Raw genomic sequence first — 20,084 nt, forward strand, 5'->3', positions numbered from 1 at the left:
TTTGCTGCGCCAAAAAAGTATTATTCGAAACATGTTTAACGACAACATGACGTAATACGAAAAACCTCATATTCTTTAAGAAATTTCCTACAAGAAACATGTACAAAAACATTTTTGTAAATATATAAATCCATAAAAAGACATATAAGCAGATGTTATAACTGAGAATTTGTATTTGTAAGGTCATTAACCCTGTTTTTGCTTTTTGATACAAATCAAAATTAAAAATAGACTTACAAAACCAAAAACACATTTTAAATCAATAAACTATAGAGGCTACGCAAAAACAAAAAACTTGTTAAAAATTTGCTGTGAAAATGCACCTTTTTAGTAAAGGTGGAAATAATCCTACGCAAAACAAATAAAAAAAGGAAAAATCCTACAATGGAGTTGAATAACAATCCCGTTTCAACCTTTTATTTTTTACAAACAACAGCAAATATAAGAATATTCCTCGAATAATGAAATACTCCTGGAATAATGATTAAATTCTTACTTTATGTATGGATTTATTAATGTGACGTAGTGAGCATGTTCGGCTTTTCCAGACAGGGTAGCCAAATCGCCCCCAGGCCCCCTTTGCCCTAATCAGACAATTCCCGACAGTCTTCCATATTTCCTCCATTTTTCCGCTGCTTTAGCTGACTAAACTAGTATCATTCCCCGAAGTGTTTCAGGATGAGAACGTATAACGATGAAAGGCAGTAACAAATCCCGCTGGGCAATCGCCGCTGGCATCATTGTGGTGGTCCTTGCCGCCGCCTGGTACTGGCACAGCCAATCCGCTAACGCCCCGGCACCTGCAGGGGCCAACAGCCCGACACAGCGACCCGCAGAGGGTGGCCGACGCGGCATGCGCGGCGGGGCACTGGCACCGGTTCAGGCTGCTACGGCGATCAATAAAGCCGTTCCGCGTTATCTAACGGGTCTGGGGACCATTACCGCCGCCAACACCGTGACGGTGCGCAGCCGCGTCGACGGTCAGCTTCAGGCCATTCACTTCCAGGAAGGGCAGCAGGTCAAAACCGGTGACTTGCTCGCGGAAATCGATCCGAGCCAGTTCAAGGTTGCCCTCGCCCAGGCGCAGGGCCAGCTCGCGAAAGACAAAGCCACCCTCGCCAACGCTCGCCGCGATCTGGCGCGCTACCAGCAGTTGGTGAAAACCAACCTCGTGTCACGTCAGGAGCTGGACACCCAGCAGTCGCTGGTCAGCGAAACGCAGGGCACCATCAAAGCCGACGAAGCCGCCGTCGCCAGCGCACAGCTGCAGCTGGACTGGAGCCGCATTACCGCGCCGATTGACGGACGCGTGGGCCTTAAACAGGTCGATATCGGCAACCAAATCTCCAGCGGGGACACCACGGGCATCGTAGTCATCACCCAGACTCACCCTATCGATTTAGTCTTTACCCTGCCGGAAAGTGAAATTGCGACCGTGGTGCAGGCGCAGAAAGCCGGAAAGGGGCTGGTGGTGGAAGCCTGGGACCGCACCAACAAGCTGAAGCTGAGCGAAGGTTCGCTGCTCAGTCTGGATAACCAGATCGACACCACCACCGGCACCATCAAGCTTAAGGCGCGCTTTAACAACCAGGACGATGCCCTCTTCCCGAACCAGTTCGTCAATGCGCGAATGCTGGTCGCGACCGAAGAGAACGCGGTGGTGATCCCAACGGCTGCGCTGCAGATGGGTAATGAAGGAAACTTCGTCTGGGTGCTGAACAGCGACAATAAAGTCAGTAAACATCTGGTGAAAACCGGGATTCAGGACAGCCAGACGGTAGTGATCGCCGCCGGCCTTTCCGCAGGCGACCGCGTGGTGACAGACGGCATTGACCGCCTGACGGAAGGCGCGAAAGTGGAAGTGGTTGAACCGGTGAAACAGGGAGCGAAAGCCTGATGCAGGTGATGCCACCAGGCTCTACAGGTGGGCCATCACGCCTGTTTATTATGCGACCTGTCGCCACCACGCTATTGATGGTGGCGATCCTGCTCGCCGGGATTATCGGCTACCGCTTCCTGCCCGTCTCCGCGCTGCCGGAAGTGGATTACCCGACCATTCAGGTTGTGACGCTCTATCCCGGCGCCAGCCCGGATGTCGTGACGTCCGCCATTACCGCGCCGCTGGAGCGCCAGTTTGGGCAGATGTCTGGCCTGAAGCAGATGTCCTCGCAAAGCTCCGGTGGGGCATCCGTCGTGACGCTGCAGTTCCAGCTAACGCTCTCGCTGGACGTCGCCGAGCAGGAGGTGCAGGCCGCGATTAACGCCGCGACCAACCTGCTGCCGTCGGACCTGCCTAACCCGCCGGTCTACAGCAAGGTGAACCCGGCGGATCCGCCGATCATGACGCTCGCCGTGACCTCCTCCGCCATGCCGATGACGCAGGTGGAAGACATGGTCGAAACCCGCGTGGCGCAGAAAATTTCGCAGGTCTCGGGCGTGGGTCTCGTTACGCTGGCAGGCGGCCAGCGCCCGGCCGTTCGCGTGAAGTTGAACGCGCAGGCGATTGCCGCGCTGGGCCTGACCAGCGAAACTATCCGCACCGCCATCAGCAATGCCAACGTCAACTCGGCGAAAGGCTCGCTGGACGGCCCTACCCGCGCCGTGACGCTTTCCGCCAACGACCAGATGCAGTCTGCCGATGAATACCGTCAGCTCATTGTGGCCTACCAGAACGGTGCACCGATCCGTCTGGGCGACGTGGCGACCGTGGAGCAAGGGGCGGAAAACAGCTGGCTGGGGGCGTGGGCCAACAGGCAGCAGGCGATCGTGATGAACGTGCAGCGCCAGCCGGGCGCGAACATCATCGACACCGCCGACAGCATTCGCACCATGCTTCCGCAGCTCATTGAAAGCCTGCCGAAATCGGTCAGCGTGAAGGTGCTCTCTGACCGCACCACCAACATTCGCGCCTCGGTCACCGATACCCAGTTCGAACTGATGCTGGCAATTGCGCTGGTGGTGATGATCATTTACCTGTTCCTGCGCAACGTCCCGGCCACCATTATCCCCGCCGTCGCCGTGCCGCTCTCGCTGGTCGGCACCTTTGCGGTAATGGTGTTCCTCGATTTCTCGATCAATAACCTCACGCTGATGGCGCTGACTATCGCCACCGGGTTCGTGGTGGATGACGCCATCGTCGTTATCGAGAACATTTCGCGCTATATCGAAAAAGGCGAGAAGCCCTTAGCCGCCGCGCTGAAGGGCGCAGGTGAGATCGGCTTCACCATTATCTCGTTGACCTTCTCGCTGATTGCGGTGCTGATCCCGCTGCTGTTTATGGGTGATATCGTCGGGCGGCTGTTCCGCGAGTTTGCCGTGACGCTGGCGGTGGCGATCCTCATCTCCGCTGTGGTCTCGCTGACCCTGACGCCAATGATGTGCGCCCGCATGCTGAGCCACGAATCACTGCGCAAGCAAAACCGCTTCTCGCGCGCGTCCGAGCGCATGTTCGAGCGCATTATTGCCGCCTATGGCCGCGTGCTGGCGAAAGTCCTGAACCATCCGTGGGCGACGCTCGGCGTGGCGCTGGGCACGCTGGCGCTCAGCGTGATGCTGTGGGTTTTCATTCCGAAAGGTTTCTTCCCGATCCAGGATAACGGCATTATTCAGGGCACGCTTCAGGCGCCACAGTCGGTTTCCTTCGCGAACATGGCGCAGCGCCAGCAGCAGGTCTCTGAAATTATTATGAAAGACCCGGCGGTGGAGAGCCTGACCTCCTACGTCGGCGTGGACGGCACCAACCCGTCTCTCAACAGCGCGCGCCTGCAGATCAACCTCAAGCCGCTGGATGACCGCGACGACCGCGTTAACGCCGTCATTGAGCGTCTGCAAAACGCCGTGGCGCGCGTACCGGGCATTGAGCTCTACCTGCAGCCGATTCAGGATTTGACCATCGATACCCAGGTGAGCCGTACGCAGTACCAGTTTACGCTGCAGGCCACGACGCTTGATACACTCAGTACCTGGGTACCGCAGTTGGTCGATAAACTGAAAGCGCTACCGCAGCTCTCGGACGTCAGCAGCGACTGGCAGGACAAAGGGCTGGCGGCCTACGTGAACGTCAACCGCGACACCGCCAGCCGTCTGGGCATTACCATGGCGGACGTGGACAACGCCCTGTATAACGCATTTGGTCAGCGCCTGATTTCCACCATCTATACCCAGGCGAACCAGTATCGCGTGGTGCTGGAGCACAACACGGATAACACGCCGGGCCTCGCCGCGCTGGACTCGGTGCGCCTGACCAGCAAAGACGGCGGTATCGTGCCGCTAAGCGCCATTGCCAGCGTGGAGGAGCGCTATACCCCGCTGTCGATCAATCACCTGGATCAGTTCCCGTCCACCACCATTTCGTTTAACGTGCCGGACGGATACTCGCTGGGCGAAGCGGTAGAGTCCATTCTTAGCGCCGAAAAAGAACTCAGCTTCCCGTCTGATATTCAGACCCAGTTCCAGGGGAGCACGCTGGCGTTCCAGGCCGCACTGGGCAACACCGTCTGGCTGATCGTGGCCGCGGTGGTTGCGATGTACATCGTCCTCGGCGTGCTGTATGAGAGCTTTATCCACCCGATTACTATCCTCTCCACCCTGCCGACAGCAGGCGTGGGAGCGCTGCTGGCGCTGATGCTGGCGGGCAGCGAGCTGGACGTTATTGCCATCATCGGCATTATCCTGCTGATCGGTATCGTGAAGAAAAACGCCATCATGATGATCGACTTCGCCCTTGCCGCCGAGCGCGAGCAAGGCATGTCGCCACGTGATGCCATCTTCCAGGCGTGCCTGCTGCGTTTTCGTCCGATCCTGATGACCACCCTCGCCGCCCTGCTGGGCGCGCTGCCGCTGATGCTCAGCACCGGCGTCGGCGCGGAGCTGCGCCGTCCGCTGGGGATCGGTATGGTCGGCGGTCTGCTGGTGAGCCAGGTGCTGACGCTGTTCACCACGCCGGTGATCTACCTGCTGTTTGACCGTCTTGCGTTGTGGACCAAAAGCCGCTTCCCGAAACGTGAAGAGGAGGCGTAAGTGAAGTTTTTTGCCCTCTTCATTTACCGCCCGGTGGCGACAATTTTACTTTCCGTCGCCATTACCCTGTGCGGCGTGCTGGGTTTCCGGCTACTGCCGGTCGCCCCGCTGCCGCAGGTGGATTTCCCGGTGATCATGGTCAGCGCCTCGCTGCCGGGCGCATCGCCGGAAACCATGGCCTCGTCGGTCGCCACGCCGCTGGAACGCTCGCTCGGAAGGATTGCAGGCGTCAACGAAATGACCTCCAGCAGCTCGCTGGGCAGCACGCGCATTATTCTGGAATTCAGCTTCGACCGGGATATTAACGGTGCCGCCCGCGACGTGCAGGCGGCGATCAACGCCGCACAAAGCCTGCTCCCGAGCGGGATGCCGAGCCGCCCAACCTACCGCAAGGCCAACCCGTCCGACGCGCCGATCATGATCCTGACGCTAACCTCGGACACGTACTCTCAGGGGCAGCTGTACGACTTTGCGTCAACCCAGCTGGCGCAGACGATCTCCCAGATCGACGGCGTCGGTGATGTGAGCGTCGGCGGAAGCTCCCTGCCCGCCGTGCGCGTGGGGCTGAATCCGCAGGCGCTGTTCAACCAGGGCGTGTCGCTGGACGACGTGCGTTCCGCCATCAGCAACGCCAACGTGCGTAAACCGCAGGGGGCGATTGAGGACGGCAGCCACCGCTGGCAGCTCCAGACCAATGACGAACTGAAAACCGCCGCCGAATACCAGCCTCTGATCATTCACTACAACAACGGCGCGGCGGTGCGTTTAAGCGACGTTGCCAGCGTCACCGATTCGGTGCAGGACGTGCGTAACGCCGGGATGACCAACGCCAAACCTGCCATTCTGCTGATGATCCGCAAGCTGCCGGAGGCCAACATCATCCAGACGGTCAACAGCATCCGCGAGCGCTTGCCGGAGCTGCAGGAGACCATCCCGGCCGCCATTGATTTGCAGATTGCGCAGGATCGCTCCCCCACCATTCGCGCCTCGCTTGAAGAGGTGGAGCAAACGCTGATCATCTCCGTGGCGCTGGTGATCCTGGTGGTGTTCCTGTTCCTGCGATCGGGTCGTGCGACGCTGATCCCTGCTGTTGCCGTCCCGGTCTCGCTGATTGGCACCTTTGCGGCCATGTATCTGTGCGGCTTTAGCCTCAACAACCTGTCGCTGATGGCGCTGACTATTGCGACGGGTTTTGTGGTGGATGACGCCATCGTGGTGCTGGAGAATATCTCCCGCCATCTGGAAGCGGGGGTAAAACCGCTGCAGGCCGCGCTTCAGGGAACGCGTGAAGTGGGCTTTACGGTGCTCTCCATGAGCCTGTCGCTGGTGGCAGTGTTCCTGCCGCTGCTGCTGATGGGCGGACTGCCGGGCCGGCTGCTGCAGGAGTTTGCCGTCACGCTTTCGGTCGCCATCGGTATCTCGCTGGTAATTTCCCTGACGCTCACGCCGATGATGTGCGGCTGGATGCTCAAGCGCAGCAAACCCCACTCACAGCCGCGCCGTAAAGGTTTTGGTCGTGTTCTGATGGCGATGCAGGAAGGCTACGGTAAATCGCTGAAGTGGGTGCTGAACCATACGCGGCTGGTCGGGCTGGTGCTGATCGCCACCATCGGGCTCAACGTCTGGATGTATATCACCATCCCGAAAACCTTCTTCCCCGAGCAGGACACCGGCGTGCTGATGGGGGGGATTCAGGCGGACCAGAGCATTTCGTTCCAGGCGATGCGCGGCAAGCTGCAGGACTTTATGAAGATCATTCGTGAAGATCCCGCGGTGGATAACGTCACCGGCTTTACCGGCGGGTCGCGCGTTAACAGCGGGATGATGTTTATTACCCTCAAGCCCCGCGACGAGCGTAACCTTACCGCGCAGCAGGTGATTGACCGCCTGCGCGTGAAGCTCGCTAAAGAGCCGGGCGCGAACCTGTTTTTGATGGCCGTTCAGGATATCCGCGTCGGCGGTCGTCAGGCCAACGCCAGCTATCAGTACACCCTGCTCTCGGATGATTTAGCCGCCCTGCGCGAGTGGGAGCCGAAGATCCGCAAGGCGCTGGCCGCCCTGCCGGAGCTGGCCGACGTCAACTCGGATCAGCAGGACAACGGCGCGGAGATGGCGCTCACCTACGACCGCGAAACCATGTCGCGGCTGGGCATTGACGTCGCAGCGGCTAACAGCCTGCTGAACAACGCTTTTGGTCAGCGCGAGATTTCTACCATCTATCAGCCGATGAACCAGTACAAGGTGGTGATGGAGGTTGACCCGCGCTACACCCAGGACATCAGCGCGCTGGACAAGATGTTTGTCATCAACAGCGACGGCAAGGCCATTCCGCTGTCGTACTTCGCCAGCTGGCAGCCGTCGAATGCGCCGCTGTCGGTTAACCATCAGGGCCTTTCGGCCGCCTCGACCATTTCGTTTAACCTGCCAACCGGCTCGTCGCTCTCAGAGGCCAGCGATGCCATCAACCGCGCCATGACGCAACTTGGCGTGCCGTCCACCGTGCGCGGCAGCTTTGCCGGCACGGCGCAGGTGTTCCAGGAGACGATGAACTCGCAGGTGATTTTGATTCTGGCGGCGATTGCCACGGTTTATATTGTGCTGGGCGTGCTGTATGAGAGCTACGTTCACCCGCTGACCATTCTCTCGACGCTCCCGTCGGCGGGCGTGGGGGCGCTGCTGGCGCTGGAATTGTTCGGTGCCCCGTTCAGCCTCATCGCGCTCATCGGGATCATGCTATTAATCGGCATTGTGAAGAAAAACGCGATTATGATGGTCGACTTCGCGCTGGACGCCCAGCGTAACGGTAACCTGACGCCGGAGGAGGCGATTTTCCAGGCCTGCCTGCTGCGCTTCCGCCCGATCATGATGACCACCCTGGCGGCGCTGTTTGGCGCCCTGCCGCTGGTCATATCCGGCGGTGACGGTGCCGAACTGCGTCAGCCGCTGGGGATCACCATCGTCGGCGGGCTGGTGATGAGCCAGCTGCTGACGCTGTACACCACGCCGGTGGTCTATCTGTTCTTTGACCGCCTGCGGCTGCGCTTTTCACGTAAAAAGAGAACCACGGTGACCGAGTAAATGACCGACCTCCCCAATAACGTTCGCTGGCAGCTGTGGATAGTCGCGTTCGGCTTCTTTATGCAGTCGCTGGATACGACCATCGTTAATACGGCCCTCCCCTCAATGGCGAAAAGCCTGGGAGAGAGCCCGCTGCACATGCATATGGTGATTGTCTCCTACGTGCTGACGGTTGCGGTCATGCTGCCTGCCAGCGGCTGGCTGGCGGACAAAGTGGGCGTGCGTAATATCTTTTTTACCGCCATCGTGCTGTTTACCACCGGATCGCTGTTTTGCGCACAGGCCAACACCCTCGACCAGTTGGTGATGGCGCGGGTGCTGCAGGGCATCGGCGGGGCGATGATGGTGCCGGTCGGGCGGCTGACGGTGATGAAGATTGTGCCGCGCGAGCAGTATATGGCGGCGATGACCTTTGTGACGTTACCAGGCCAGGTGGGACCGCTGCTGGGCCCGGCGCTCGGCGGCATTCTGGTGGAGTACGCCTCCTGGCACTGGATTTTCTTAATCAACCTGCCGGTTGGCATCATCGGCGCCATCGCCACCCTTACGCTGATGCCGAACTACAAAATGCAGACGCGGCGCTTTGATTTCTTCGGCTTTATCCTGCTGGCGGCGGGCATGGCGACGCTCACACTGGCGCTCGACGGGCAAAAGGGGCTGGGCATTTCGTCCCTGACGCTGGGGATGCTGGTTGTTATCGGCATCACCGCCATACTGTGGTATCTGTGGCATGCTCGCGAGAATGACAAGGCGCTGTTCAGTCTGAATTTATTCAAAAACGCCACCTACCGTCTTGGCCTGTTCGGCAGCTTCGCCGGGCGTATTGGCAGCGGGATGCTGCCGTTTATGACGCCTGTATTTTTACAGATCGGCATGGGCTTCTCGCCGTTCCACGCCGGGCTAATGATGATCCCGATGGTGCTCGGCAGCATGGGGATGAAACGTATCGTGGTGCAGGTGGTGAACCGCTTTGGCTACCGCCACGTTCTGGTCGCCGCCACCCTGGGGCTGGCGCTGGTAAGCCTGCTGTTTATGGTCGTGGCGCTAATGGGCTGGTATTACGCCCTGCCGCTGGTGCTCTTCTGCCAGGGGATCATTAACTCCATGCGCTTCTCGTCGATGAACACCCTGACGCTGAAGGACCTGCCGGACGAGTTGGCGAGCAGCGGCAACAGCCTGCTGTCGATGGTCATGCAGCTCTCCATGAGCGTCGGCGTGACCATTGCGGGCTTGCTGCTCGGCATGTACGGGCAGCACCATCTGAGCGTGGACACGCCCGTTGCGCATCAGGTCTTTTTATATACTTATCTCAGCATGGCGGTGATTATCGCCCTGCCCGCCGTCATCTTCGCCAGAGTCCCGAATGACACCACTAAGAACGTCGTGATCCGACGCGGCAAAAGGAGTGCACCATGAAATTCTGGCGTCCGGGTATTACCGGCAAACTCTTTGTGGCGATTTTTGCCACCTGTATCGTCCTGCTGATCACCATGCACTGGGCGGTGCGGGTCAGCTTTGAGCGCGGGTTTATTGACTACATCAAACACGGCAACGAGCAGCGCCTGCAGGGATTAAGCGATGCGCTGGGCGAGCAGTATACGCAGCATGGCAACTGGCGGTTCCTGCGCAATAATGACCGATTTATCTTCCAGATCCTGCGCTCGCTGGAACACGATAATGACGACGACCGCCCGGGGCCGGGCATGCCGCCGCACGGCTGGCGCACCCAGTTTTGGGTGATAGACCAGAACATGCGCACGCTGGTTGGCCCGCGCGCACCAATACCGCCGGACGGCACACGGCGCGCCATCACCGCTAACGGCGCCACGGTAGGCTGGGTTATCGCCTCGCCGGTTGAACGCCTGACGCGCAATACCGATATCAACTTTGACCGCCAGCAGCGTCAGACCAGCTGGCTGATTGTCGCCCTGTCGACACTGCTCGCCGCGCTCGCCACCTTCCCGCTGGCGCGCGGCTTGCTCGCCCCGGTTAAACGGCTGGTGGAGGGCACCCACAAGCTGGCCGCCGGAGACTTTTCCACCCGCGTCGACACCCGCAGCCAGGACGAACTGGGCAAACTGGCGCAGGATTTTAACCAGCTCGCCAGCACGCTGGAGAAGAACCAACAGATGCGCCGCGACTTTATGGCCGACATTTCCCACGAGCTGCGCACCCCGCTGGCGGTGCTGCGCGGCGAGCTGGAGGCCATACAGGACGGCGTGCGTCAATTCACGCCCGAGTCCGTGGCCTCGCTGCAGGCGGAGGTCGGTACGCTGACCAAACTGGTGGACGACCTGCACCAGCTCTCCATGTCCGACGAAGGCGCGCTGGCCTACCAGAAAGCGCCGGTGGACGTCATCAATATTCTGGAAGTGATCAGCGGCGCCTTCCGCGAGCGCTTTGCCAGCCGCAACCTGAAAATCGACCTCTCTCTGCCGGACAGCGCGGTGGTGTTTGGCGATAAAGACAGGCTGATGCAGTTGTTCAACAACCTGCTGGAAAACAGCCTACGCTACACCGACAGCGGCGGTGGGCTGCATATTTCCGGGAGGCAGGAAAACGGGCGCTTTGCCCTCACCTTTGCGGATTCCGCCCCCGGCGTGCAGGATGCGCAGCTGGAGAGACTGTTTGAGCGGTTTTATCGCACCGAAGGATCGCGCAACCGCGCCAGCGGCGGCTCCGGGCTGGGGCTGGCGATTTGCGTCAACATCGTCGAGGCCCACAACGGCACCCTCCGCGCCGCCCATTCGCCTTTTGGCGGGGTTAGCATTACAGTAGAGTTACCTCTGGAACGGGATTTATCGAGAGAAGCATGACCGAGTTACCGATTGACGAAAACACGCCACGCATTTTGATTGTGGAAGACGAGCCTAAGCTTGGGCAGTTACTGATCGACTATTTACGCGCGGCAAGCTATGCCCCGTCGCTGATTAATCATGGCGATCGGGTGTTGCCCTATGTACGCCAGACGCCGCCGGATCTGATCCTGCTCGACCTGATGCTGCCGGGTACTGACGGCCTGACCCTGTGCCGCGAAATTCGTCGTTTCTCTGACGTGCCCATCGTGATGGTGACCGCCAAAATTGAAGAGATCGACCGCCTGCTGGGACTTGAAATAGGTGCAGACGATTACATCTGTAAACCCTACAGCCCGCGTGAAGTGGTCGCCCGCGTGAAAACCATTCTGCGCCGCTGCAAACCACAGCGCGAACTTCAGGTGCTCGACGCCGAGAGCCCGCTGATTGTCGACGAAAGCCGCTTCCAGGCAAGCTGGCGCAGCAAGCTGCTGGACCTGACGCCTGCGGAGTTCCGCCTGCTGAAAACCCTCTCCCACGAGCCGGGAAAAGTGTTCTCCCGCGAACAGCTGCTGAACCACCTGTATGACGATTACCGCGTCGTGACCGACCGCACCATCGACAGCCATATTAAAAACCTGCGTCGCAAGCTGGAGGCGCTGGATGCCGATCAGTCGTTCATTCGCGCGGTGTATGGCGTAGGGTATCGGTGGGAAGCGGATGCCTGCAGGATTGTGTAACGTTTCACCTCTGAAACCCGCCTCAGGCGGGTTTTTCTTTTCTGGAATCAATCCATGAATCAACCATACTCTTTTTACCGGTTCGCTTATTTATAACTGGTGCTGATAATTTTACTTTCGATAAAGAGGTACCTATGTCTGGTTGGTTCGAATTAAGTAAAAGCAGTGATGGTCAGTTCAGGTTTGTGCTGAAAGCTGGCAACGGTGAGATCATTCTTACCAGCGAGCTTTATACCAGCAAAAGTGCGGCAGAAAACGGCATTGCTTCCGTACGCACAAACAGCCCCCTGGACGAGCGCTTTGATAAGAAAACGGCCTCGAACGGGAAGTTCCATTTCAATCTAAAGGCGGGCAACCATCAGGTGATTGGCAGCAGCCAGCTTTATGCAACGGAACAATCGCGTGATAAGGGTATAGCCTCGGTCAAAACCAACGGGTCTAGCCAGACGGTGAAAGACAACACCTGACAGCACGCCGGGAGCGCGGTGACGCGACCCGGCGCTTTACCTCCCTGCCCCACAGCGCTACAATGCCCGCCCTTAAAGTGGGGGATCTCCCCTTACCGCTGCACCAGGTGCACGCGGATCTGACCTGTCATCAGAACGAGAACAAACATGTTTAAACCGGAACTCCTTTCCCCGGCGGGAACGCTGCAAAATATGCGTTACGCTTTCGCCTATGGTGCCGATGCGGTGTACGCGGGCCAGCCGCGCTACTCGCTGCGCGTGCGCAACAACGAATTCAACCACGAGAACCTGCAGCTCGGCATCAACGAAGCGCATGCCCTGGGCAAAAAATTCTACGTGGTAGTGAACATCGCGCCGCACAACGCCAAGCTGAAAACGTTCATCCGTGACCTGAAGCCCGTCGTGGAGATGGGGCCGGACGCGCTGATCATGTCGGACCCGGGGTTAATCATGCTGGTTCGTGAGCACTTCCCGGAGATGGACATTCACCTCTCCGTGCAGGCCAACGCCGTCAACTGGGCGACGGTGAAGTTCTGGAAGCAGATGGGGCTAACCCGCGTCATTCTGTCTCGCGAACTGTCTCTGGAAGAGATCGAAGAGATCCGCACCCAGGTGCCGGATATGGAAATCGAGATTTTCGTCCACGGTGCGCTGTGCATGGCCTACTCCGGCCGCTGCCTGCTGTCTGGCTATATCAACAAGCGCGACCCGAACCAGGGCACCTGTACCAACGCCTGCCGCTGGGAATATAACGTCCAGGAAGGCAAAGAGGATGACATCGGCAACATCGTCCACAAGCACGAGCCGATCCCGGTGACCAACGTTGAGCCAACGCTGGGCGTCGGCGCGCCAACCGACAGCGTGTTTATGATTGAAGAAGCCAAGCGTCCGGGCGAGTACATGACCGCCTTTGAAGACGAGCATGGCACCTACATCATGAACTCCAAAGACCTGCGCGCCATCGCGCACGTTGAGCGTCTTACCCAGATGGGCGTGCACTCCCTGAAAATCGAAGGCCGCACCAAATCTTACTACTACTGCGCGCGTACCGCGCAGGTGTACCGCAAGGCCATCGACGATGCCGCTGCCGGTAAACCCTTCGATACCACCCTGCTGGAAACGCTCGAAGGTCTGGCGCATCGCGGCTACACCGAAGGCTTCCTGCGCCGTCATACCCACGATGATTATCAGAACTACGAGCACGGCTACTCCATTTCTGAGCGCCAGCAGTTTGTCGGCGATTTCACCGGCGAGCGCAAAGGCGCGCTGGCGGCCGTGGCGGTGAAAAACAAATTCACCAAAGGCGACAGTCTGGAACTCATGACCCCGCAGGGCAACATGAACTTCCGTCTGGAGCATCTGGAAAACAAAAAGGGTGAATCAATTGACGTCGCACCGGGTGATGGACACGTCGTCTGGCTGCCGGTTCCTGAAGAGGTCGAGCTGGAGTTCGCACTGCTGATGCGTAATTTTGAAGGTGAAAACACCCGTAATCCGCACAGTAAATAGTCAATCAACGGGATTTTTTCACGCTGGGATAATTCTTAGAATCGGATCACATACCGCTTCGTTCAATACGGGTATTATCCCCCCGCTGAAAAACATAACCCATAAATGCTAGCTGTACCAGGAACCACCTCCTTAGCCTGCGTAATCTCCCTTACGCGGGCTTATTTTTTGCCTTTCATCCTGTTCTTACCCGCTTTTTTCCTCCCTGAGATACACTCTTACTAACGCTAAAAAAGGGAGCAGCGCGGATGGCAACCTATCCAGACAGTTTACTGATTCTCAACGGCAAAAGTGCGGGCAACGATGTGCTTCGCCAGGCCATTACCGATTTGCGGGAAGACGGTGCGCGCATTCACGTGCGTGTGACGTTTGAAAAAGGCGACGCGGCGCGATATATCGCTGAAGGTATACGCCTGGGCGTCGGAACCATTATTTCCGGCGGCGGCGACGGTACCATTAACGAGATTGCCAGCGCGCTGATTGATCTCAACCCTGAAGATCGTCCGGTCATGGGGATTTTGCCGCTCGGCACGGCAAATGATTTCGCCACCAGCGCGGGGATCCCGGAAGACTTCGGGAAAGCGCTACAGCTGGCAATCCTGGGCAAAGCGACCGCTGTAGACATTGCGCAGGTGAATGATAAAACCTGCTTTATCAATATGGCAACAGGCGGATTCGGTACGCGCATCACCAGCGAAACGCCGGAAAAGCTGAAGGCTGCGCTGGGCGGCGTGTCGTACCTGATCCACGGTCTGATGCGCATGGACACGCTCAAGCCCGACAGCTGTGAAATCCACGGCGAGAATTTTCACTGGCAGGGCGACGCGCTGGTGATTGGCATCGGCAACGGGCGTCAGGCGGGCGGTGGGCAGCAGCTTTGCCCGGAGGCGTTGATCAACGACGGTCAATTACAGCTACGCATTTTCACCGGTGACGGCCTGCTGCCTGCGCTATTCACTACGCTGACGCAGCCGGAAGAGAGTCCAAATATCATCGCCGGGAAATCGGCATGGTTTGAGGTGAATGCCCCACACGGGATGACCTTTAACCTCGACGGGGAACCTCTGAGCGGTGAGAGGTTCCGCATCGAGGTCCTTCCGGGCGCGCTGCAGTGCAGGCTGCCGCCGGACTGTCAGCTTCTGCGCTGATGGCTTGCCGGGTGGCGGCTACGCCTTACCCAGCCTACATGACGATTGCGCTGACGGTTTGCCGGGGGCGGCTACGTTTTCTCCCTCTCCCTGTGGGAGAGGGCCGGGGTGAGGGCACCAGACAGCACCCCACTAATACACCGCCACCTCCCGCGCCATCTCGCGGGAATAATGCTGTGAGGCATTGACCAGCATCCGCGTATAGTCGGTTTTGGCCTGCCCGGCCACCAGCGCGTCGACGGTCAGGCTTTCGAGAATTTTGCCGTACTGCATTACCGCCACCGTCTGGCACAGGTGGGCAATCACGCCCAGATCGTGCGTCACCATCAGGTAGGTCAAATTTGACTCACGCTGAAGCTCCGCAAGCAGGTTGAGGATTTCCGCCTGCACGGAGACGTCCAGCGCCGAGGTCGGTTCATCCAGCAGCAGCACCTGCGGCTCCAGAATCAGCGCTCTTGCTATCGCCACGCGCTGGCGCTGGCCGCCGGAAAGCTGGTGCGGATAGCGGTCGCGAAACGCCCGGTTTAATCCCACTTTATCCAGCAACGTATAAATACGTCTGTCGCGGTCTTTTATGCCGTGGATCTGCAGCGGTTCTTCCAGAATATCACCGATGGTGTGGCGCGGATGCAGCGAGCCGTACGGGTCCTGAAATACCATCTGCACCCGACGGCACCGTTCCTGACTGATACGCTTTTCCAGCGGCTTGCCGTCAATCGCCAGCTCACCGTCCCAGTGGGTAAACAGCCCTGCCAGACATTTCAGCACCGTGGTTTTGCCCGAACCGGACTCCCCCACCAGGCCATAAATCTCTCCCACTTTGACGCTGATATTCACATCGTCCAGCACCTGATTGCGCTTCTCTCCCTCGCCGAACGCCAGGTTGAGGTGGTTAATTTCGATCATCTCTGCTCCTTACTCGGTGAGCCAGCTGGCCTGACGCTGCAATACCGGCAGCGTCGCACGGCGATGGTTGATTTCTGGCAGCGCGCTAATTAAACCCTGCGTGTACGGATGCTTCGCGTTGTGCAGATCCTTCGCGGCAATGGACTCCACCACGCGACCGGCGTACATCACCAGTACCCGATCGCAGAAGCTGCGCACCAGGTTAATGTCGTGGCTGATAAAGATCAGCCCCAGACCGCGGGACTGCACCAGATCGTCCAGCAGGCCGAGCACCTGCAGGCGCACCGACACGTCCAGCGCCGAGGTGGGTTCATCGGCAATCACCAGCTCCGGGTCAGTAATCAGCATCATGGCGATCATGATGCGCTGCCCCTGCCCGCCGGAAATCTCGTGCGGATAGAGGCGATACACCCGCTCGGGCTGGCGAATACGCACCACGTCGAGCATTTCCAGCACTTTGGCTTTGGCTTCGGCCCTGCGCCCCGGATGATGGGTCAGCCAGGCTTCGGCAATTTGATCGCCCACGCAAACCACCGGGTTGAGCGAGTATTTCGGGTCTTGCATGATCATCGAAATCCGCTTGCCGCGAATCCCACGCATCTGCGCCTCGCTGACAGATTGTAAATCGACGTCGCCAAACTGCATCCGCGCGGCGCTGATTTGCGCTTTCGCCGGATGCAGGCGCAGCAGCGCCCGCCCGACGGTGGATTTGCCTGAGCCGGACTCGCCGACAATCGCCAGCTTTTCGCGTCCAAGCTGGAAAGAGACACCGCGCACCGCATGGGTTACCGCGCCGCCGTTGATGAAATCGACATGGAGGTCGCGCACGTCGAGCAAAGGGTTATTCGCTGCGAGGATCGAGGATGTCACGTAGGCCATCTCCTAAGAAGTTGAACGCCAGGCTGTTGATCAGGATCGCCAGCCCCGGAATAGTCACTACCCACCAACACTCCATCATGTAGGTGCGACCGCTGGAGATCATCGCGCCCCACTCCGGCTCGGGCGGCTGAGCGCCGAGGCCAAGGAAGCCCAGCCCGGCAGCGGTGAGAATGATCCCCGCCATGTTCATGGTGATACGGATAATCACCGACGGCAGGCACAGCGGCACGATGTGGCGCCACAGCACGCGTACCGATGACGCCCCCTGCAGACGCACGGCGGAGATAAAATCGGCCTGACGCAGGGAGAGCGTTTCGGCGCGCGCCAGACGGGCAATCGGCGGCCAGGCGGTGAGCGTAATCGCAATAACTACGTGCTCCAGCCCGGGACCGAGCGCCGCCACAAACGCCAGCGCCAGCACCAGGCTCGGGAAGGAGATAAAGATATCGGTCACGCGCATCAGCACGGCATCAACCTTGCCGCCAAAATAGCCTGCGGTGACGCCCAGCAGCAGCCCCAGCGGGCCGACGGTCACGGAGACCAGCAGCACGATATAGAGCGTAATGCGCGAGCCGTACACCAGGCGGCTGAAGATGTCGCGGCCAAACTCGTCGGTGCCGAACCAGTTCTGCGCGTTCGGGGCGGCGAGCGCGTTGCTAAGGTCCTGAACCAGCGGGTTGTACGGGGCAATCAGCGGCGCAAAGGCCGCCACGATCAGCAGCAGCAGGATAATCCCGCCGCCAATCGCGGTGAGCGGGTTGCGCGCCATCTTGCCGACAAAACCGGCGGCGCGGCCCAGCGTGCGCCTGATACGCTGGCGGCTTTCGGACGGCCCTGCCCCCAGCGGCGTATCCAGAGAAACGGTCATGATTTCGTCCTCGGGTCAAAGAGTTGATACAGCATGTCGGAGAGCAGGTTGAGCATCACGAAGATAACCCCCACCAGCAGCACGCAGCCCATGACCGCGTTCATATCCCCGAGCAGCAGGCTGCCGGTGAGATACGAACCGAAGCCAGGCCAGGAGAAGACGGTCTCAATCAGCACAGCCCCTTCCAGTAGCGAGCCGTAGGCCAGCGCCACCACCGTCAGCAGCTGAACGAGGATATTGCGAAACGCGTGGTTCCAGATCACCTGACGTTCGGTCAGGCCTTTCACCCGCGCGGTGATGATGAACTCCTGCGACAGCTGCGCCAGCATAAAGCTGCGGGTCATGCGGCTGATGTAGGCCAGCGAGTGGAAGCCGAGCAGGGAAGCGGGCAGTACCAGGTGATTAATGGCGTTCCAGAATACCGCACCGTTTCCGGCCAGCAGCGCATCCACCGTCATGAGCCCGGTGCGGCGCGGGACTAATCCCTCCAGCCCGAGATCCAGACGCCCTGCGCCTCCCACCCAGCCAAGCCAGGCGTAGAACAGCAGCAGCCCCATCATCCCGACCCAGAAAATAGGCGTCGAGTAGCCCGCCAGGCTGATGATGCGCACCACGTAGTCGGAAACGCTGTTACGCCGCGCCGCCGCCAGTACCCCCAGCGGAATGCCCAGGCCCGCGCCGACGATAATCGCCATCGTCGCCAGCTCCAGCGTCGCCGGGAAGACGCGCAGGATATCGGCGGTCACCGGTTTGCCCGTCAGCAGCGCGTTGCCCAGATCGCCGTGCAGAAGGTTGCTGAGGTAGATGCCGAACTGCGTCAGCAGAGATTTATCGAACCCCAGCTGGTGATAGACCTGCTGGTAGGTGCTGTGGTCGGCATCCGGACCAACGATCGCCAGCACCGGGTCGACGGGCATCACGCGGCCGATGAAAAAGGTCAGCAGCAGCAGGCCGAACAGCGTCACCAGCACCTGCGTGAGCCGCTTTGAGAAGCGCCGGGTCCGGGAGCCGGGAGAGAGGATCGCCACGCTCATTTATCACCTCCGGTTTTGTAGACGTCACGCAGGAAAGTGGTGGCCGACGGGTGCGACTGGAAGTTCTTCACCTCGTTACGCACCACCACCGAATCGACCATCTGCGACAGCGGAACCATCGCCGGGATCAGTTCGTCGTAACGCACCTGGATCTGCTGGTAGTCGGCAATCTGTTTTTTCGGATCGCGCTCGAGCAGGGCCTTGTCGATCATTTCGTTAAGCGGCTTATCGTAAAAGCTGGTGCGCCAGCCCTGGAAGTTGGTTAGACGCGCTTCGTCGCTGTTGTCCGGGTTGTAGACCAGCGCGCGCAGGCTGGAGTGCGGGTGCGGCTCTACCCCGCTGCCGCCTCGCCCGACCAGCATGTCGAACCTGCGCTCGCGCATTGCGCCGTAGATCTGGTTCCCGGTGCCGGTGATGATTTTGGCGTTAATGCCCGCCTGCATCAGCGTTGACTGCACGGCGATGGCGATATTGAGGAACGGCTGATCCGCCAGCACGCGCAGGGTGGTGTCGAACCCGTCCGGGTAGCCCGCCTCCGCCAGCAGCTTTTTGGCGCGAGGGATATCGAGCTTATAGCCCGGGTCCGGCAGTGTTGATGGCATACCCGCCTTGATGGGGCGCTGGTGCAGCACACCGTAGCCCGGCATCAGCGCGTTGTTGATGCCCTGGTAGTCAATCAGGTAGCGCACCGCTTCACGCACCTTCGGGTTAGCGAAATGCGGCTCTTTCATGCTCATCGCCACGTAGTAGACCGTCCCTTTTTGTACGGCTTCGACGGTGAGCTGCGGGTCTTTGCGCAGGGCGTTGATGTCCGCCACCGCCATGTTGTTGGCAATGTCGAGATCCCCCTTTTCAATCATCAGGCGCAGGGTTTGCGACTCCTGGAAATGGCGCAGCACCACGCGACTCATCTTCGGCGCGTCGCGCCAGTAGTGCGGGTTACGCTGCATGCGCAGCACGTCCTTCGCCTGCCAGGTCTCCAGCATAAACGGGCCGGAACCGGCTTCGTTGGTGGTCAGCCAGCGGTTGCCCCAGTCGTTGTTGACCGCGTGCTGCTGTACCGTTTTGCTGTCGAGCACGCCGAGGTTACCCAGCGCGCCGAGGGAGTAAATCACCAGTTGTGGATCGTTGGCCTTTGGCAGGACAATCTGCACCGTGTAAGCATCCGGTGCGCTGATTTGGCTATCGATGTTTTTCTTTGAAAATCCGTAGGATTTCCACACCGACGCCTGCGCAAGGTTGAGGTGCAGCAGGCGGCGCATCGACCAGACCACATCCTCCGCCGTGAGCGGGTTGCCGGAGTGAAACTTCACGTCATCGCGCAGGTGGAAGGTCAGGGTTTGACGGTCCGGCGAAATATCCCATGACTTTGCCAGCGCGGGCCTGACGTTGGTGAGTTCGTTCGGATCCAGCTCCACCAGTGAATCGTAGAGATTGACCACAATGCCGACCACTTCGTTACCGGTCATTGCCGCCGGGTCGAGGGTCAGGAGGTTGTTCATATTCATGCCAATGATGAGCTGGTCGGGAGGCGTTTTTGCGACCGCCGCACCGCTCCCCATCATCAGCGAGAGCGCGAGCAAGCACGCCCCAGCTAAAGGAGATCGTTTCATGTATATATCGCCTGTAGGGTACGTTTTT

General features: G+C 59.2%; 14 protein-coding genes. 9 read left to right on the forward strand and 5 right to left on the reverse strand.

What is annotated here, in order from left to right:
• The first annotated feature begins 694 nt into the window (after positions 1-694).
• The 9 genes from N2K86_RS14440 (at position 695) to yegS (ending at position 14,756) form a co-directional block, all read left to right on the forward strand.
• Positions 695-1,897, forward strand: a complete 1,203-nt coding sequence (locus N2K86_RS14440; protein ID WP_260659052.1) for an MdtA/MuxA family multidrug efflux RND transporter periplasmic adaptor subunit — start codon at positions 695-697, stop codon at positions 1,895-1,897.
• On the forward strand, positions 1,897-5,019 hold the full coding sequence (locus tag N2K86_RS14445; protein ID WP_260659053.1) for an MdtB/MuxB family multidrug efflux RND transporter permease subunit: 3,123 nt from the start codon (positions 1,897-1,899) through the stop codon (positions 5,017-5,019). The genes N2K86_RS14440 and N2K86_RS14445 overlap by 1 nt, the downstream gene beginning before the upstream one ends.
• Entirely contained in the window at positions 5,020-8,097 is a 3,078-nt protein-coding gene (gene mdtC, locus N2K86_RS14450; RefSeq protein ID WP_260659054.1) for a multidrug efflux RND transporter permease subunit MdtC, read from the forward strand.
• Complete coding sequence (locus tag N2K86_RS14455) at positions 8,098-9,513, forward strand: MFS transporter (protein ID WP_260659055.1); 1,416 nt, start codon at positions 8,098-8,100, stop codon at positions 9,511-9,513. It abuts the gene before it with no gap.
• Positions 9,510-10,913, forward strand: coding sequence for a two-component system sensor histidine kinase BaeS (gene baeS / locus N2K86_RS14460; protein ID WP_260659056.1), 1,404 nt, complete (start codon positions 9,510-9,512; stop codon positions 10,911-10,913). The genes N2K86_RS14455 and baeS overlap by 4 nt, the downstream gene beginning before the upstream one ends.
• Positions 10,910-11,632, forward strand: a complete 723-nt coding sequence (gene baeR / locus N2K86_RS14465; protein ID WP_010433713.1) for a two-component system response regulator BaeR — start codon at positions 10,910-10,912, stop codon at positions 11,630-11,632. The genes baeS and baeR overlap by 4 nt, the downstream gene beginning before the upstream one ends.
• Before the next feature lie 134 nt (positions 11,633-11,766).
• Entirely contained in the window at positions 11,767-12,099 is a 333-nt protein-coding gene (locus tag N2K86_RS14470) for a YegP family protein (protein WP_260659057.1), read from the forward strand.
• A gap of 147 nt (positions 12,100-12,246) precedes the next feature.
• The gene (gene trhP, locus N2K86_RS14475) at positions 12,247-13,608 is read left to right on the forward strand and encodes a prephenate-dependent tRNA uridine(34) hydroxylase TrhP (protein ID WP_260659058.1); all 1,362 of its coding nucleotides are present in this window, start codon (positions 12,247-12,249) and stop codon (positions 13,606-13,608) included.
• Between the two features lie 248 nt (positions 13,609-13,856).
• Positions 13,857-14,756: a lipid kinase YegS gene (gene yegS, locus N2K86_RS14480; RefSeq protein WP_260659059.1), complete on the forward strand. Its 900-nt coding sequence runs from the start codon at positions 13,857-13,859 to the stop codon at positions 14,754-14,756.
• Positions 14,757-14,888: 132 nt separating this feature from the next.
• On the opposite strand, the gene N2K86_RS14485 is transcribed toward yegS, so the two are convergent.
• The 5 genes from N2K86_RS14485 to N2K86_RS14505 are packed head-to-tail and all read right to left on the reverse strand — an operon-like array spanning position 14,889 to position 20,056.
• A complete protein-coding gene (locus N2K86_RS14485; RefSeq protein ID WP_260659060.1) occupies positions 14,889-15,662 on the reverse strand; it encodes an ABC transporter ATP-binding protein in 774 nt (257 codons plus the stop codon).
• Positions 15,663-15,671: 9 nt separating this feature from the next.
• Positions 15,672-16,532, reverse strand: coding sequence for an ABC transporter ATP-binding protein (locus N2K86_RS14490; protein WP_260659061.1), 861 nt, complete (start codon positions 16,530-16,532; stop codon positions 15,672-15,674).
• Positions 16,504-17,409 carry an ABC transporter permease gene (locus N2K86_RS14495; protein WP_260659062.1) on the reverse strand — a complete coding sequence of 302 codons (906 nt, stop codon included), beginning with the start codon at positions 17,407-17,409 and terminating at the stop codon, positions 16,504-16,506. Before N2K86_RS14495 ends, N2K86_RS14490 begins: the two co-directional genes overlap by 29 nt.
• A complete protein-coding gene (locus tag N2K86_RS14500) occupies positions 17,406-18,443 on the reverse strand; it encodes an ABC transporter permease (RefSeq protein WP_119938316.1) in 1,038 nt (345 codons plus the stop codon). Before N2K86_RS14500 ends, N2K86_RS14495 begins: the two co-directional genes overlap by 4 nt.
• Positions 18,440-20,056 (reverse strand): ABC transporter substrate-binding protein, encoded by a 1,617-nt coding sequence (locus tag N2K86_RS14505; RefSeq protein WP_260659063.1) that lies wholly within the window; start codon positions 20,054-20,056, stop codon positions 18,440-18,442. The genes N2K86_RS14500 and N2K86_RS14505 overlap by 4 nt, the downstream gene beginning before the upstream one ends.
• Between the last annotated feature and the right edge of the window lie 28 nt (positions 20,057-20,084).

This window comes from Enterobacter mori (genome assembly GCF_025244905.1).
In the GTDB taxonomy this organism is placed as follows: Bacteria; Pseudomonadota; Gammaproteobacteria; order Enterobacterales; family Enterobacteriaceae; genus Enterobacter; species Enterobacter mori_A.

Coding starts and splice junctions, on each gene's coding strand:
- N2K86_RS14500 (WP_119938316.1), bottom strand. CDS start 18,443: ATGAGCGTGGCGATCCTCTCTCCCGGCTCCCGGACCCGGCGCTTCTCA.
- N2K86_RS14495 (WP_260659062.1), bottom strand. CDS start 17,409: ATGACCGTTTCTCTGGATACGCCGCTGGGGGCAGGGCCGTCCGAAAGC.
- N2K86_RS14440 (WP_260659052.1), top strand. CDS start 695: ATGAAAGGCAGTAACAAATCCCGCTGGGCAATCGCCGCTGGCATCATT.
- baeS (WP_260659056.1), top strand. CDS start 9,510: ATGAAATTCTGGCGTCCGGGTATTACCGGCAAACTCTTTGTGGCGATT.
- N2K86_RS14485 (WP_260659060.1), bottom strand. CDS start 15,662: ATGATCGAAATTAACCACCTCAACCTGGCGTTCGGCGAGGGAGAGAAG.
- N2K86_RS14455 (WP_260659055.1), top strand. CDS start 8,098: ATGACCGACCTCCCCAATAACGTTCGCTGGCAGCTGTGGATAGTCGCG.
- trhP (WP_260659058.1), top strand. CDS start 12,247: ATGTTTAAACCGGAACTCCTTTCCCCGGCGGGAACGCTGCAAAATATG.
- baeR (WP_010433713.1), top strand. CDS start 10,910: ATGACCGAGTTACCGATTGACGAAAACACGCCACGCATTTTGATTGTG.
- N2K86_RS14505 (WP_260659063.1), bottom strand. CDS start 20,056: ATGAAACGATCTCCTTTAGCTGGGGCGTGCTTGCTCGCGCTCTCGCTG.
- N2K86_RS14470 (WP_260659057.1), top strand. CDS start 11,767: ATGTCTGGTTGGTTCGAATTAAGTAAAAGCAGTGATGGTCAGTTCAGG.
- N2K86_RS14445 (WP_260659053.1), top strand. CDS start 1,897: ATGCAGGTGATGCCACCAGGCTCTACAGGTGGGCCATCACGCCTGTTT.
- yegS (WP_260659059.1), top strand. CDS start 13,857: ATGGCAACCTATCCAGACAGTTTACTGATTCTCAACGGCAAAAGTGCG.